This window comes from Pseudomonas sp. BAV 4579, assembly GCF_009765395.1.
GTDB classification, from domain to species: domain Bacteria; phylum Pseudomonadota; class Gammaproteobacteria; order Pseudomonadales; family Pseudomonadaceae; genus Chryseomonas; species Chryseomonas aestiva.
Genome location: NZ_WHOV01000048.1, coordinates 1 through 14580 on the forward strand (window position 1 = coordinate 1; position 14580 = coordinate 14580).

12 protein-coding genes, 1 tRNA gene and 1 pseudogene are annotated in these 14580 nt (G+C 60.7%); 6 read left to right on the forward strand and 8 right to left on the reverse strand.

Annotated features, from left to right (window positions below):
* Together GSQ95_RS11740 and GSQ95_RS11745 are read right to left on the reverse strand one after the other, a co-directional pair.
* A pseudogene (locus tag GSQ95_RS11740) lies at positions 1-258 on the reverse strand (single-stranded DNA-binding protein); the annotation flags it as partial.
* Positions 236-1084: a ParA family protein gene (locus GSQ95_RS11745; protein WP_158896262.1), complete on the reverse strand. Its 849-nt coding sequence runs from the start codon at positions 1082-1084 to the stop codon at positions 236-238. The pseudogene GSQ95_RS11740 and the gene GSQ95_RS11745, both read right to left, overlap by 23 nt.
* Before the next feature lie 415 nt (positions 1085-1499).
* On the opposite strand from GSQ95_RS11745, the gene GSQ95_RS11750 reads away from it, so the two are divergent.
* Genes GSQ95_RS11750 through GSQ95_RS26130 form a run of 5 tightly spaced genes read left to right on the forward strand, consistent with a single transcriptional unit; the run spans position 1500 to position 7911 of the window.
* Positions 1500-2033 (forward strand): GspH/FimT family pseudopilin, encoded by a 534-nt coding sequence (locus GSQ95_RS11750; protein WP_158896260.1) that lies wholly within the window; start codon positions 1500-1502, stop codon positions 2031-2033.
* Positions 2034-2630 (forward strand): type IV pilus modification protein PilV, encoded by a 597-nt coding sequence (pilV, locus tag GSQ95_RS11755; RefSeq protein WP_158896258.1) that lies wholly within the window; start codon positions 2034-2036, stop codon positions 2628-2630. It begins immediately after the preceding gene.
* A 3-nt stretch (positions 2631-2633) separates the two neighbouring features.
* Positions 2634-3419, forward strand: a complete 786-nt coding sequence (locus GSQ95_RS11760) for a PilW family protein (RefSeq protein ID WP_158896256.1) — start codon at positions 2634-2636, stop codon at positions 3417-3419.
* Positions 3416-4021 (forward strand): PilX N-terminal domain-containing pilus assembly protein, encoded by a 606-nt coding sequence (locus GSQ95_RS11765; protein WP_158896254.1) that lies wholly within the window; start codon positions 3416-3418, stop codon positions 4019-4021. The genes GSQ95_RS11760 and GSQ95_RS11765 overlap by 4 nt, the downstream gene beginning before the upstream one ends.
* Complete coding sequence (locus tag GSQ95_RS26130; RefSeq protein WP_256664557.1) at positions 4018-7911, forward strand: pilus assembly protein; 3894 nt, start codon at positions 4018-4020, stop codon at positions 7909-7911. The genes GSQ95_RS11765 and GSQ95_RS26130 overlap by 4 nt, the downstream gene beginning before the upstream one ends.
* Positions 7912-7981: 70 nt before the next feature.
* On the opposite strand, the gene cyoE is transcribed toward GSQ95_RS26130, so the two are convergent.
* From cyoE to GSQ95_RS11800, 6 genes are all read right to left on the reverse strand, one after another.
* A complete protein-coding gene (gene cyoE / locus GSQ95_RS11775) occupies positions 7982-8869 on the reverse strand; it encodes a heme o synthase (RefSeq protein ID WP_256664558.1) in 888 nt (295 codons plus the stop codon).
* A gap of 11 nt (positions 8870-8880) precedes the next feature.
* Entirely contained in the window at positions 8881-9219 is a 339-nt protein-coding gene (cyoD, locus tag GSQ95_RS11780; protein WP_133861289.1) for a cytochrome o ubiquinol oxidase subunit IV, read from the reverse strand.
* A complete protein-coding gene (locus tag GSQ95_RS11785; protein WP_158896250.1) occupies positions 9219-9833 on the reverse strand; it encodes a cytochrome o ubiquinol oxidase subunit III in 615 nt (204 codons plus the stop codon). Before GSQ95_RS11785 ends, cyoD begins: the two co-directional genes overlap by 1 nt.
* A 4-nt stretch (positions 9834-9837) precedes the next feature.
* A complete protein-coding gene (cyoB, locus tag GSQ95_RS11790) occupies positions 9838-11826 on the reverse strand; it encodes a cytochrome o ubiquinol oxidase subunit I (protein WP_158896248.1) in 1989 nt (662 codons plus the stop codon).
* A 3-nt stretch (positions 11827-11829) separates the two neighbouring features.
* On the reverse strand, positions 11830-12753 hold the full coding sequence (gene cyoA / locus GSQ95_RS11795; protein WP_158896246.1) for a ubiquinol oxidase subunit II: 924 nt from the start codon (positions 12751-12753) through the stop codon (positions 11830-11832).
* A 406-nt stretch (positions 12754-13159) separates the two neighbouring features.
* Positions 13160-13235: transfer RNA gene (locus tag GSQ95_RS11800), tRNA-Thr, on the reverse strand.
* Positions 13236-13525: 290 nt separating this feature from the next.
* On the opposite strand from GSQ95_RS11800, the gene GSQ95_RS11805 reads away from it, so the two are divergent.
* The gene (locus GSQ95_RS11805) at positions 13526-14524 is read left to right on the forward strand and encodes an SDR family oxidoreductase (protein WP_158973804.1); all 999 of its coding nucleotides are present in this window, start codon (positions 13526-13528) and stop codon (positions 14522-14524) included.
* Positions 14525-14580 lie beyond the last annotated feature (56 nt).

Sequence of the window (14580 nt, forward strand, 5' to 3'; positions counted from 1 at the left end):
GATGGATTCGATCCGCTGCGGCAGGATCGCGATCCGGTTGGCCTGGACCTTCATCGCCGCTTGCTCGACGCCGTTGCCGTCCTTCCAGCTATCCAGGACCGCGCGGCCTTCGATCAACACGCGCATGCCTTTCTGGTACAGCCGGCTATAGCTCTCCGCGTCGCGGTGCCAGAGCTCGACGTTGGCCCAGAAACCGCCGCGATCCTCATAGGAGCCATCCTGCAGGCGGATGCTGTTATCGAAATAGACGTTCAACCGACTCATTCATGGCCGTGAAGCGATCAGCCCACTCAGGGAAGAGTTCGATGGCGAGGTCACGTATGACCTGTAGGGCCGCTGGGGCCTTGCGGTCAGAAGGCTGGCGGTATTCAAGGCGATGTGCCGGGATGCCACGAGTCGCGGACTCTCGGTAGACGACTGCCTTAGGAATGATGGTCCTAGTGACCTGGATGTCGGGGTGATCTCTGAAGGTCTGGCGGATCGTCGCATCCAGCTGACGAGCGTCAGAGGTGAGATCAAGGCCGTTCACTACGGCCTTGATAGGCGGTATCGGCAGTCCAAGGCGAGCGTAGGGCCGAAGCCCCTCCAGCATCTGGAGAGTGCCCCGATTGAATTCGCGGGCAGACAGCATTTCAGGGGGGAGGGGGGAGACGGCAAGGTCCGAAGCCAGCATCACCATCTCGAGGAGCACGGTACGGGCGCCCTGCGTATCGATCAGCACCAGGTCGAAGTCGTCCTGGAAGATGTCCTTGAGATGAGCCAGACGAAGCCGGCCATCCGGCGCCTGCAGGAGGAGGTTGATCAGGTGGTTGTGCGGATCGTTGGAATAGATCAGCGACAGGTTCTGGATATTCGTCTTGGAGACAATGCGGTCGAGGCAGGTCTCGTTGCTGGCGATCAGCTCGAAGACGCCGCAGGGGGCGGGCTCGACGAGGTCGTAGTAGGACGAGAGGGAAGGCTGGACGGGGTCCAGATCGATCAGTAGGGTACGGAGCCCGGCATCGGCGCAGAAGGCGCCTAGGTTGGCTACCGACGTGGTTTTTCCGGTACCGCCCTTGCCAGAAATCTTGGATGTAGTTTTCAAATTCGCAGCCTCTAATGGGTTCATTAGAGGCCACTGCTACGACTGTCTGTACCTTTCTACCGGGTCCGGACGCGAAGCGTTTGAGACCTTTCGACCAGTTATCTTTTAACCAATTGGTCGCAGGTTCGAATCCTGCACGACCCACCATTTTTACCAGAAACCCTCCGCAAGGAGGGTTTTTGCGTTTCCGGGACATTATTTTCTCAGCGCCAGGCTGAGCGTCATCCCGAAATCTTTCTGCTTCCGTATTCCGGCTGGCCATCTCGACTCACCTTGCCACGCTCTATTTCGCTCATCTCCGGCGAACGCCTTGATCCAGGTAACTTCCCTCGCAAATAGAAGCGATAGCCGGTCATAGCGGCTGCCTGAGCCCTTACTACTATCAGGTGAAGTAACGGGTTTTCAGGCGGTGGGAATGCAGTCGAAACGCCTCTCGGGTTTCACGCTCATCGAGGTCTTGGTCGTCATAGCGCTGCTGGGCATCGTCACGGCGCTGGCGGCGCCAGGGTTCGCGAGTCTGGTGCAAAGCAACCGCGTCCAGGCGGCAGCCGGGGAGTTGCAGCGTGCGCTCTATTACGCGCGCAGTGAAGCCATGAGTCGCGGCGTGAACGTGGTCGTCACTACTGATCCAGAGGATGCCAACGGCTGGATGGGCGCGCTGAGAATCACTACAGCCAAGACGGTGGTGCTGCCCAATGCCGAAGTCCTGCGCCAATACAGCGGCGGGCTGGGCAACGGCGTCAACGGAACCGGAGCCGTAGGAGGTACCCCTCTGACCAGTCTGACTTTCCAACCCAATGGCAGTCTGAAACTCAGCGGCGAAGCCACCATCCGCGTCTGCGCCACCAATGCGCTTACCCGGGGCAAGCAATTCACCCTAAACCAGGGTGGGGTGCTGAGCGTGGCCGACTATGTACCCAATCGTCCAAGTGCCGTGGGGTGCAGCTAGATGAAGCACCACAAAGGTGGGTTCAGCATGATCGAGGTGCTGGTCAGTCTGGTGATCATCTGCATCGGCGTGCTGGGCATGGTCGCCCTGCAGACCCGCAGCGTGGCGCTTTCCCAGGACTCCGTGCAGCGCAGCAACGCCATGGTGCTGGCCAACGAGCTGCTCGAACTGATGCGCAGCAATCGTGACCAGGTGGTGGCAAGTGACAAGGTCAAGATCGACGGCGCCTACATCAAGCAGCCCGGTACCAACTTTCGCACCAAGGCCCTCGATGCCGGCAAGACCTGCCTGACCCGGGATCGCTCTGCGGGTGGCGAAACGGTGGCGGGTCAGGATCTGGGTTGCTGGTTGAATCAGGTGAAAGCCTTGCTGCCGGTGACGGACGCCCTGATCGCCAGCAGTTTCGCGGTCTGTCCGGCGTCCGGCGTACCGCCATTGCCCTCCAGCGATACCTCTGGCAATACCACACCGCTCAAGGCCTGCGAGACCAATGCAGTGGCGCCGGTGATGGTGGTGGTGGCCTGGCAGGACGTCAGCAACGATTCGCTGAATTGCCCCAAGGGCGTCTGCTACTACGCCCTGCGCTCGGAGCTGTAGGCCATGGACCTCAAGCCACGCAGACAGAGGGGCTTTTCCCTCATCGAGATGATGATCGCCCTGACCGTGGGTACCTTCCTGGTGCTGGGCGTCTCGCAGATCTATATCAACAACAAGCGCAGCTTTCTCTTCCAGCAGGGCCAGACCGGCAATCGCAACAACGCCCAGCTGACCTTGCAGCTGCTCGACCGGCAATTGGCACGGACCGGCTTCCGCGCCGAGATCCGTTATCAGAGTAGCCTGCAGGCGGCTTTTCCGGCGCTCAGTGCCGTAGCGGATGCCGATGGCATCAGCTGTCCTGCCTTCGCTGCCGGCGCCACCTTCGCGGCGACCACGGACAGCGCCAACGCGCCCACCGGCGTCTGCATTCGCTATCAGGGCGCCCTGGACAGCAAGGATCAGGACTGCCTGGGCAACCCCATCCTGCGAGTGAATCTCAATGCGGGCGGCAACGTCCTGCTCAAGCTGCGCTATACGGCAGGAAATACCCCTGGCAGTGGCACCCTCAGCTGCACCGTCTGGAGCGAGCGCGGGGGCGCGCTGACGCGCAAGGGCAGTGCGGTGCTGGTGCAGGGGCTGCAGGACTTCCGCTGGTCCATTCCACCCAAGGCGGATGCTCCGGCCGTGCGCTACGCGGCGTTGCTCAGCACCACAGAGGCGCTGACCATTGATGTGGCCAGCAATACGGCTGCCAATTGGCAGACCCTGACCGGCTTGCAGATCGCGGACGCGAGTCGACCCATGCAGATCCTGCAGAGCACCATCACCCTCAGGAATCTTGCGCTATGACTTCCGTCAGTGTCAGTCAGCGCGGTGCGACCTTGCTGATCGCCCTGGTAATGTTATTGCTGCTATCGCTGCTGGCCGCCTCCAGCATGCGTCAGACCTTGCTGCAGGCCCGCAGTGGCGGTGCCGCCCTGGAAAACACCCAGGCCTTCAATGCCGCGGAGGCGGCGCTACGCGAAGGTGAGCGGCGATTGATGGCCCTCAGTCAGCAACCGTCCTTCACGGCCTTCAGTGCCGGCTTCGCCAGTTGTTCGGAAAGCGTGCCAGCGGTACGCAGTGCCTTCGCCAAGGCGCCAACCGGCGACCTGTGCATCCTGACCAAGGCGAGCGATCTCAATACCGGTGCCCTGACCCAGACCTGGGCAGCCGCGGCGCTTCAGGCGAGCGGGACCGACCCTACGGCGCGTACCGTTGCCTATCGCGGCTCCGATGGCAGCGCTTCCTTTGTCCAGACACCCCGTTGGGTGGTGACAGCTATCGGCAGCAGCTCGGTCGATGTCTCGGCGCCAGCCACCAACCTGTTTCGGATTACCGCCGTGGCCCAAGACCGGGGCCGGCGCTTTCCGGTGATTCTGCAGAGCGTCGTCGCCCTGGAGGTGCCATGAGTCGAGCTGCATCGGGCATCGGGTCTCTGATCCTGCTGCTGACCCTGGCCGCACCGACGGTGCAGGCTGCCGCCTTGAATCTCAGTCAGCAGCCGCTATTCCTGACCAACAGTGTCGGTCCCAATCTTTTCGTTACCCTAGATAACTCCACCAGCATGCAGATGGCGGTTGTGCCGGATGCGTCTATTAGCGAGGCCATCCGCCCAACCCGCAGGGCTAAGTCGGCGACCTTCAATAGTCTCTACTACAACCCATCGATCACCTATCCAGCGCCCTACGCCGTGAGCTACAGCAATACCGGTGGACTGACGCGCACCCGCTTGACCACCAGCTTCACCAGCGCCTATGTCAATGGCTTTCGACCTGGCCTGGGTAGCGTCAATCTGGCAACTGACTACCGGGTAAGCTGGGGCTACAACCCCAATCTAATCACGACGAATCCCGATGTGGCCCGCGGCACGACCTATGACACTCCAGGGCTACGCAATGACAGTCCCAGTGTATTGGCAGAAAATCCTTCACAGGACTTCACGGACAATAGCTATCGGGGAACTAGTTCGGTCAGTACCAGGCTTACAGCCATCGATCTACTGTTCACCAGACGTTTTACCGAGATTATCAATGGTGTTTCCGTCACCATCTCGGACCCGTCTCTGGTGCAGGATATTTTTACTCCCAGTTCGGGATGTACGGCAACCATAGCTGATACCCGCTACAGCGCTGTCACCTGTAGCCGCAATGTCGTCTACAGCGGATTTATCACGGGCATTGTTATTTCATCGCTGTCGTATACGGTTACGGCGTCTATCGGCAATAAAGTCAGTGGCGCCCCGGCCTATTACTATCTCTACGACACTACGCTCACAGGCTGTACACCGGCTTCCATTCAACTCGACGACTGCTACCGTCGCGTCTTCGTCAGCGCCACGTCTGGCCCCGGCGGCACGGATGAGCGGCAAAACTTCGCCAACTGGTATTCCTTCTATCGCAGTCGCGCCCTGGCGGCTCAAACTTCGACCAACCTCGCCCTGGCGGATGCGTCGGAAAATCTCCGGCTTGGCTGGCAGGCACTGGGAACCAGCGACAGCTGCATCCTGGTAACGGCCAATGCCAACTGTCGCGGCATCAGCAACTCCAGTTCCACGACCTATGACAATCGGCTGAGACCCTTTGCTGGTGCGCACCGGGCGGCTTTCTTCACCTGGCTCGGTGATGTCTATTACAACCAGAGCACGCCGCTGCTCCAGGCGGTTGCTCGTATTGGCGAGCTGCTCAAGACCAGTGGGAGCAATAGCCCATACGCCTACGATCCAGGTAACAGCGAGTCACCGGTCTATGGCTGTCGCGCTAGCTATAGTCTGGTGGTGACGGACGGGATCTGGAATTCGGCCTTTACCTCTGGCAACGCCGACGGCTCTGCCGCCACCCTCCCGGACGGACAGCAGTACTCACCACAGGCACCCTTCCAAGACGCCACCTCCAGCACTCTCGCAGATCTGGCCTTCCTCTACTGGAGCACCGATGCCCAACCCGGGCTCGACAACAAGGTACCGCCCTACAATACCGTGACCAGCAGCGAGGTTCGGGGCACCAATACGCTTTCGCCCTACTGGAATCCGCGTAACGATCCGGCCACCTGGCAGCACCTCACGGGGTTCTACGTGGGTATCGGCTTGAGCAGTGCGCTGATCAATCCGGATTGGGATGGCGATACCTTCGCCGGTGGCTACGCTGGCTTGGCCGCAGGCACTACGCCCTGGCCGGTGGCGGGTGCGGATAACTCGGTCAATCAGAACAACGTCTACGACCTCTGGCACGCGGCGATCAATTCGCGGGGCGAGTTTTTCAGTGCGGAAAACGCCAGCGATCTGATCACCTCCCTTGGCAAGGTCGTCACGAGGATCACTCAGTCCACCAGCGTCGGCGCCAGCCAGACCGTATCCCCCACCCGCGTAGGGGATACCACCGCGCTCTTCACCTATTCCCCGTCTTTCTCCAGCGCCGACTGGAGTGGGGATGTCATCAAGTACCAACGCACGGGTACTACCCAGACGCGGATCTGGAGCGCCGCTCAACAACTCGATGGCAAGTACGCTGCAGGTAATACCGGCTTCGGCACTCGCAAGATCTATATGGCCAAGGGCGGCGCCTTGACCGATTTCGCCTGGGTGAATCTGAATACCGATCAACGACTCAGTCTCAACAAGACCTCCGGAGGTACCACCGATACCTATGGCAGTCGCCGGGTGGATTATCTACGTGGCGATCGTGCCCAGGAGGCGCCCGGCGCTACGCCGGCGTTCCGCCCGCGCAGCCATATCCTCGGGGACATCGTGAATTCCTCACCGGTGGTCGTGGACGGCCCCAACAGTCCCATCGCCCTGATGAACGCGACCGTTGGCGACAATTCCTACGCGACGTTCCGCACCACCAATGCAGCCCGTGAGCGGCGTATCTATGTGGGTGCCAATGACGGCATGCTGCATGCCTTCAACGACCAGGGGCAGGAGGTCTATGCCTTCGTTCCCAGCGCCGTCATCGGCACTCTCAACCGGCTGACCGAGCGCAGCTACAACGGCGGCGGGCATCAGTCCTATGTCGATAACACCCCGGTGGTGGGCGACGTCTATTTCAACGGGGCCTGGCGCACGGTACTGATTGGCACGCTGCGCGGGGGAGGGCGGGGCATCTTTGCGCTGGACATCACCAATCCCAATGCCCCGGTGCTGCTCTGGGAAAAGTCTGACGCCGACGCCAGCTACAAGGACCTGGGCTTCACCTACGCCCAACCCGTCATTACCCGGTTGCATACCGGCGGCTGGGGCGTGGTGGTCAGCAATGGCTACAACAGTGCCCAGGACAACGCCGTGCTCTATGTAATGAACGTGGCCGATGGCAGCCTGATCAAGGCGCTGCCCGCCACCGATAACGTGGCGGCACCCAATGGGCTGAGTTCTCCCTTCGTGGCCGATGTCGACGGCGACCTGATCGCCGACTACGCCTATGCCGGTGACCTGCACGGCAATCTTTGGCGCTTCGATCTGATCGGTACCTCCCTGACCGCAACGGCCGCAGCGGACAACCTCCGTGTCGCCTTCGGGGGGCGGCCCCTCTATACCGCCCAGGCCAGTAGCCTGGCGCCCGGTACCAGCAATCTGGTCCAGCCGATCACCGCCAGTCCTGCGGTCGTGGCTCATCCGAGTGGAACGGGCCATCTGGTGCTCTTTGGTACCGGCAAGTATCTCGAGGCCAGTGACGCCCTGGCCAATACCAGCAAGGCCATGACCCTCTATGGCATCTGGGATCGCCAGACCGATGGGTCGGCGGCCAGCAGCACTCCAGTTCTGACGATCGCCAGTCTGCAGCAGCAGACCCTGGGCGCCGATCAGCGCATCAGCTATACCAGTTCTGCCGGTTCCAGCGTCAGCAGTACGGCGAACACCCTTTCCACGACGTCGGTCAGCTATGACGCCAATACGGCGACCAATGGCAAACAGGGCTGGTATCTGAATCTGCCCTTGAATGGCGAGCTGGTGATCAACAAACCCCAGCTGTTCAGCGGCACCCTGTTGATGAGCTCCCTGACACCCAGCACCGACGCCTGTACCGCCGGCGTCACCACCTACCTCTATGCCCTGGATCCCTACACCGGCGGCAACAACAGTGGCCTGTTCAATCTGGGGACGGATACGGTCTATGGGCGTATCCAGCTCGATGGTCTGCTCGGTGGGATCGTGCCCTTCGTCTATGGTGATGGCAGTTTCAGCATGGAAGGGACCCTGGCGGACACGGCGATCTATGGCAGTGACGGCAAGGCGGCGAATGGCTTGCCGGGTGACCTGCCCGTCAGCCGCCGTCAGACCTGGCGCGTCATCACCAACCAGGACTAGCGGCAGCAGCTTTCACGCAGGCATGAAAAAGCCCGGCACTAAGCCGGGCTTTTTCATGGAGCGGGACGTCTCAGCGCGCGTAGGTCAGCAGCACGTCGCCCGGGATCTGGAAGTCCACCGACATCATGACGCTCAGCGCGGTGATGGCGATAATGGAGAACCCGAACAGCTTGCGTGCCCATTGCACGTCGTTCTCGGCCTGATAGCCCATGAAGGCCAGGCGCAGCCACCAGCCACCGATCACGGCGGCCACTGCCAGATAGACGTAGCCGGCATAGCCGAGCACGGTCAGCAGCAGGGTGGCGGCCATGAAGGCCACGGTGTACCAGACGATGTGACGCTTGGTCACCGCGATACCCTTGGCCACCGGCAGTACCGGAATCGAGGCCGCGGTGTAGTCCTTGAGACGGAAGATGGCGATGGCGTAGGAGTGCGGCATCTGCCAGAGGCAGAAGATCAGCAGCAGTACCGCAGCGCCACTGTCGAACTGGCCGCTGGCGGCGCAGTAGCCGATCACCGGCGGTGCGGCGCCGGACAGGCTGCCGACCAGGGTGCCGTATACCGAGGTGCGCTTCAGCCAGAGGCTGTAGAGCCCTACATACACCACGAAGCCCATCACTGCGAAGGCGGTGGCGACCAGATTGGTCGCCCCGTACAGCAGCCCCACCCCGGCCAGGCCGAGGAGGGTGGCATAGGCCAGCGCCACCTTCGAGGAGATCGTGCCCTGGACCAGGGCGCGATTGCAGGTTCTTTCCATCTTCTGATCGATGTCCCTATCGATCACGTTGTTGAACACACAGCCGGAAGCAATGACCAACGACACCCCGATCGCCGTCGCCAGCAGCAACAGCGGGTCGATGCTCCCTTTGGACGCCAGGAAGAACCCGCCGGCAACCGAGATCAGGTTGCCGAAGATGATGCCCGGCTTCGTCACGAGAAGGTACTTCTTGATCATCACGTCGGCCCGGTTCAGTGGATCATCATGTTGTTGTGCATGTGGTACATGATCCACAGGGATCCCACGACTACGATACCGACGATGACCACGGTGAAACCAAAGGAGATCACGTTCCAACGCTGCTCTTCGGAGGTGTTCAGGTGCAGGAAGAAGTACAGGTGCACCAGCAGCTGTACCACCGCCATGATCACCACGATCGCCAGGGTCGCGCCCTTGGAGAAGGTGGGGAACATCACCAGGCCGAAGGGAATGACCGTCAGGATGACCGACAGGATGAAGCCGACCATGTAGCTCTTGAAAGTGCCATGGCTCTCGGCGGTGTGCCCGTGGGCGTTATGATCGTGCGCCATTACAGAACCCCCATCAGATAGACGATGGTGAAGACGAAGATCCAGATGATGTCCAGGAAGTGCCAGAACAGGCTCAGGCACGACAGGCGGGTCACGTTGGTGGTGGTCAGGCCCTTGGAAGCGACCTGCAGCATCAGCACGATCATCCAGATCAGACCCGAGCTCACGTGCAGACCGTGGGTACCGACCAGCGCGAAGAACGACGACAGGAAGGCACTGCGATCCGGACCGTAGCCCTCTTCGATCAGGTGATGGAACTCATAGACTTCCATGCCGATGAAGCCGGCACCGAACAGCCAGGTGACCGCCAGCCAGCCCAGAACGCCACCCTTGCTGCCATGGTGCTGAGCAATCATGGCGAAGCCGTAGGTGATACTGGAGAACAGCAGCAGGAAGGTTTCGACCAGGACGAACGGCAGTTCGAAGATGTCCTTCTGGGAGGGGCCATCGGCATGGGCCCCGCTCAGGACTGCATAGGTCGCAAACAGCGTCCCGAACAGAATGCAGTCGGTCATCAGGTAGGACCAGAAGCCGAATGTCTTCATCGATCCGGCGTCGTGGTGCCCATGCTCCTCGGCATGGGCGACTTCATTATGCATAACTTGATTCGCCATTGGATTAGGCCTGCTTGAATTTCGCCAGGGACTGAATGCGCGCGGTTTCGATTCGCGCCACTTCTTCCGCCGGTACGTAGTAGTCGACATCGTCGTCATAGCTGCGGACGACCGCACTGACGATGCAACCCACGAAGCTGGCGATGGCCAGCCACCAGATGTGCCAGATCAGGGCGAAGCCGAGGATCAGGGCGAAGAAGCTGATCACGATGCCGGCAGCGGTGTTGCGCGGCATGTGGATCTTCTTGTAGTCCGCATCCTTCTTCTCGGTGATGCCTTTTTCCTTCATGCCCCAGTAGGCGTCGATATCGTGCACTTCCGGCACTTCAGCGAAGTTGTAGAAGGGCGGCGGCGACGAGGTCGACCACTCCAGGGTACGGCCATCCCACGGATCGCCCGTCACGTCCACGTTTTCCGGCAGATTGCGGTCGCGGATACTGACGTAGAACATCCACAGCTGGCTGAGGATGCCGAGGGCGATGATGCCGGCGCCAATGGCGGCGGTCACCAGGAAGGGGTGCCAGTCAGGGTTGTCGTAGTGGTTCAGACGACGGGTCATGCCCATGAAGCCCAGCATGTACAGCGGCATGAAGGCGACATAGAAACCGATCAGCCAGCACCAGAAGGCCTGCTTGTTCAGCTTCTCGTTCAGCTTGAAGCCGAACACCTTCGGGAACCAGTAGATCATGCCGGCGAAGTAGCCGAAGACGGCGCCGCCGATGATGACGTTGTGGAAGTGGGCGATCAGGAACAGGCTGTTGTGCAGCACGAAGTCCGCACCCGGTACCGCCAGCAGTACGCCGGTCATGCCGCCGATGCTGAAGGTCACGATGAAGCCCAGGGTCCAGAGCATCGGCGAGGTGAACTGGATACGACCCTGGTACATGGTGAACAGCCAGGTAAAGATCTTCACCCCTGTCGGGATCGCAATGATCATGGTCGCGATGCCGAAGAAGGCGTTGACGTTACCGCCCGAACCCATGGTGAAGAAGTGGTGCAGCCAGACGATGAAGGACAGCACGGTAATGGCTACCGTCGCCCAGACCATCGATACATAGCCGAACAGACGCTTCTTGCTGAAGGTGGAGGTCACTTCCGAGAACACGCCGAAGGCCGGCAGGATCAGGATGTATACCTCGGGATGGCCCCAGGCCCAGATCAGGTTGGTGTACATCATCTGGTTGCCACCGGCTTCCGCGGTGAAGAAGTGGAAGCCCAGGTAACGGTCCAGGGTCAGCAGTGCCAGGGTCACGGTCAGGATCGGGAAGGCCGCCATGATCAGAATGGCAGTACACCACGAGGTCCAGGTGAAGATCGGCATGCGCATCAGGGTCATGCCCTTGGTACGCATCTTCAGCACGGTCACGAAGAAGTTGACGCCGGTCAGGGTCGTCCCGATACCGGAAAGCTGAAGGGCCCAGATGTAGTAGTCCATCCCTACGCCTGGACTGTACTTGATGCCTGACAGCGGCGGATAGGCCACCCAGCCGGTCGCGGCGAATTCGCCCACGAACAGCGACATCATGATCAGCACGGCGCCGGCCACGAACAGCCAGAAGCTCAGCGAGTTCAGGAAGGGGAAGGCCACGTCGCGGGCACCGATCTGCAGCGGTGTCACCACGTTCATCAGGCCGGCCACGAACGGCATCGCCACGAAGAAGATCATGATCACGCCGTGGGCGGTGAAGATCTGGTCGTAGTGGTGCGGTGGCAGGTAGCCCTCGGCGCCGCCAGAGGCGATAGCCTGCTGGCTACGCATCAGGATGGCGTCGGAGAAGCCACGGAGCAGCATGACCAGCGCGACGATGAAGTACATCACGCCGATCTTCTTGTGGTCGACGGTGGTCAGCCACTCTTTCCAGAGATAGCCCCACTTGCCGAAATAGCTGAGCGCCCCGATGAGTCCCAGGCCGCCCAGGGCGACCACAACGAACGTCACGAGAATGATCGGCTCGTGATACGGAATATCCGCCAGAGTTAATTTACCGAACATAACTTATTCCTCGGTACCGTGTTGACCACCGTGCTGGCTCATGTCCATCACGTGATCGGTCTGCTTGCTGAAGTCGGACTTCATGAACTTCTTGATGACCGTTCTGAACAGATCCGGCTCGACCGTCGAGTAGTAGGCGATCGGCTGCTTCTCGCTGGGCTTGGCCAGCTCGGTGTAGCTCGCCTGGTCCAGGGTCTTGCCACCCGACTGCTTGACCTTGTTCACCCAGGCGTCGAAATCGCCGGCGGTGGGTACCGCGAGCACGGTAAAGATCATGTCGGAGAAGCCGGCACCGCTGTAGTTGGCCGAGCGACCCTCGAACTCGCCGGGGTGATCGGCGATCAGGTGCAACTGGCTCTGCATGCCGGACATGGCATAGATCATGCCGCCCAGGGCCGGGATGGACAGGGTGTTCATGACCGACTCGGAGGTGATCTTGAACTGCACCGGACGATTGACCGGGATAGCGATCTCGTTCACCGAGGCGATGCCCTGCTCGGGATAGATGAACAGCCATTTCCAGTCCATCGAGACCGCTTCGATCACCAGCGGCTGCTCGGGATGATCGAGCGGCTTGAAGGGATCCAGTTCGTGGGAGGTCTTCCAGGACAGGATGCTCAGGAACACCACGATGGCCAGGGGGACCAGCCAGACCACGGCTTCGATCTTGTAGGAGTGAGCCCAGTTCGGGGTGTACTTGGCTTCCTTGTTGGTAGCGCGGTACTTCCAGGCGAACAGGAAGGTCATCACGATGACCGGGATCACCACGATCAGCATGAGGCCGAACGCTGTGTAGATGAGGTTGCGTTCTTGCACGCCGATGGAGCCTTTCGGATCCAGCAGCACGGCGTCGCACCCGCTGAGCAGCAGCGCGGCGGCACCGGCCAGAAGCCAACCGGTTGGTTTTAGATACTTCGTTAGTTTCATCTCACGACCTCAGTAGAGCGGCTCATCGTGGTTATTCTCTCAACGTGCCTGTCGCCAGCCTCATGCTCCGCAACGGACAGGCATCCGTGCGGCAGACTGATGGATTGCAGAAATTGCGGGATTTCGCAGCGCGGTATGGTGCCACAGAGGGGCTGGATATTCGACCCTTTGGTCAGCCACCGTTCAGGTCTTGCCGGCCGTCAAGAAAGCCGAAATCAGGCGGTGTAAGGCACTGTCATGCGCTGGGTAAGAGTAGCCGAGGGTTGGGGAGTCGCCAGTTTGATCGGGCTTCCACGGTTGTGCGGCTGGCAAGGTTCAGGTCGGAGAAGGGCGCAGAAAGGCACGGCCCAAGGCGGCTAAGGCCTTGAAGGCTTTGAAAAGACACGGAGGGGACGAAGCGGAAGGATGGTGCCGGAGATAGGAGTCGAACCTACGACCTTCGCATTACGAATGCGCCGCTCTACCAACTGAGCTACACCGGCACGAAGCTTTCAATGATAAGTCTTCGGTTATCTGCTGTGCAAGCCTGGTCGTTGAGCGCGTATGGCGGCCTGTGGCGATGTGTCGCACTGCTGTCTGCCTCGGATTTCACGATTCGCCAATGCTTCTCGGCGTGACGCGATTTTTGGGAGGAGAGGTCAGCGGTCAGGGCAGAGTCCATTCGGGAAACCTTTACCCGAGTCGTCATACCTAATCCTTCGCGGATCCAGCCTTGCCGCAGCTTCGACCCCTTGATCCTGCCAATAGATAGCTGCCCATGCGGAGAGCCCCGATGACCGATTATTCCCTTACCCGTCGTACCGTACTCGTCGGCTCCGCCGTCGGGCTCGCCGCCGCTGCTTCAGGCGCTGCCGTCGCTCAGGAAGGCACCAGCGCGACGCGTCCCGCCAGGCCGCTGCAGGACCCGCGCACCAAGTACAGTCGCGAACCCTTCAAGGAGCAGCGCCAGGAATGGCCGGCGCTGACCAGCAAGATGGAGCCGCGTCCGGACCATGGCGAGACCAGCTATCACGGCTCGGGCCGTCTGGCCGGACGCAAAGCCCTCATCACGGGTGGCGACAGCGGCATCGGTCGCGCCGTGGCCATTGCCTTTGCACGGGAAGGAGCGGATGTGGCCATCAACTATCACCCCTCCGAAGAATCCGATGCCCAGGATGTAGTCAAGCTGATCACCGAAGCCGGTCGCACGGCCATCACCCTGCCGGCCGACATCCGTACCCAGGAGGCCTGCGAAGACGTTGTGAACAAGGCCATCCAGCAACTTGGCGGTCTGGACCTGCTGGTGAACAACGCGGCCTATCAGCAGAGCAAGGCGGACATCCTCGAGATCACCGACGAGCAATTCGACCGCACCTTCAAGACCAACGTCTATCACGTCTTCCGCTTCAGCAAGGCCGCCATCCCGCACCTGCCGCCAGGCGCCAGCATCATCAATACCGTCTCGGTGAATTCCTATGATCCCGGCGAAGAGCTGATCGACTACGCCTCGACCAAGGCCGCCATCCTCAATCTCACCAAGGGCATGGCCAAGCAACTGGCCAAGAAGGGCATTCGCGTCAACGCCGTGGCGCCGGGTCCGGTGTGGACACCGCTGCAGGTGGCGGGTGGCCAGTTGGAAGGGCAGATGAAGGAGTTTGGCCAGGACACGCCGCTAGGAAGGGCAGGGCAGCCGGCGGAGTTGGCGGGGCTCTATGTGGCGCTGGCGGAGGAAGATGCGAGTTTTAGTACGGGGACTGTGGTAGGGGCGTTTGGGGGGAAGGGGATGCCATAATTACTAGGGTTTGTCTGAAAAGTCGACGCGCCAACAGCGATCAATGCAGGCCAGAG

What these genes read in the sequence shown, in the direction of transcription:
- cyoD (WP_133861289.1), bottom strand. Translation starts at nt 9,219, where the DNA reads ATGGCGCACGATCATAACGCCCACGGGCACACCGCCGAGAGCCATGGC.
- GSQ95_RS11750 (WP_158896260.1), top strand. Translation starts at nt 1,500, where the DNA reads ATGCAGTCGAAACGCCTCTCGGGTTTCACGCTCATCGAGGTCTTGGTC.
- cyoA (WP_158896246.1), bottom strand. Translation starts at nt 12,753, where the DNA reads ATGAAACTAACGAAGTATCTAAAACCAACCGGTTGGCTTCTGGCCGGT.
- GSQ95_RS26130 (WP_256664557.1), top strand. Translation starts at nt 4,018, where the DNA reads ATGAGTCGAGCTGCATCGGGCATCGGGTCTCTGATCCTGCTGCTGACC.
- pilV (WP_158896258.1), top strand. Translation starts at nt 2,034, where the DNA reads ATGAAGCACCACAAAGGTGGGTTCAGCATGATCGAGGTGCTGGTCAGT.
- GSQ95_RS11785 (WP_158896250.1), bottom strand. Translation starts at nt 9,833, where the DNA reads ATGGCGAATCAAGTTATGCATAATGAAGTCGCCCATGCCGAGGAGCAT.
- cyoB (WP_158896248.1), bottom strand. Translation starts at nt 11,826, where the DNA reads ATGTTCGGTAAATTAACTCTGGCGGATATTCCGTATCACGAGCCGATC.
- GSQ95_RS11760 (WP_158896256.1), top strand. Translation starts at nt 2,634, where the DNA reads ATGGACCTCAAGCCACGCAGACAGAGGGGCTTTTCCCTCATCGAGATG.
- GSQ95_RS11805 (WP_158973804.1), top strand. Translation starts at nt 13,526, where the DNA reads ATGACCGATTATTCCCTTACCCGTCGTACCGTACTCGTCGGCTCCGCC.
- GSQ95_RS11765 (WP_158896254.1), top strand. Translation starts at nt 3,416, where the DNA reads ATGACTTCCGTCAGTGTCAGTCAGCGCGGTGCGACCTTGCTGATCGCC.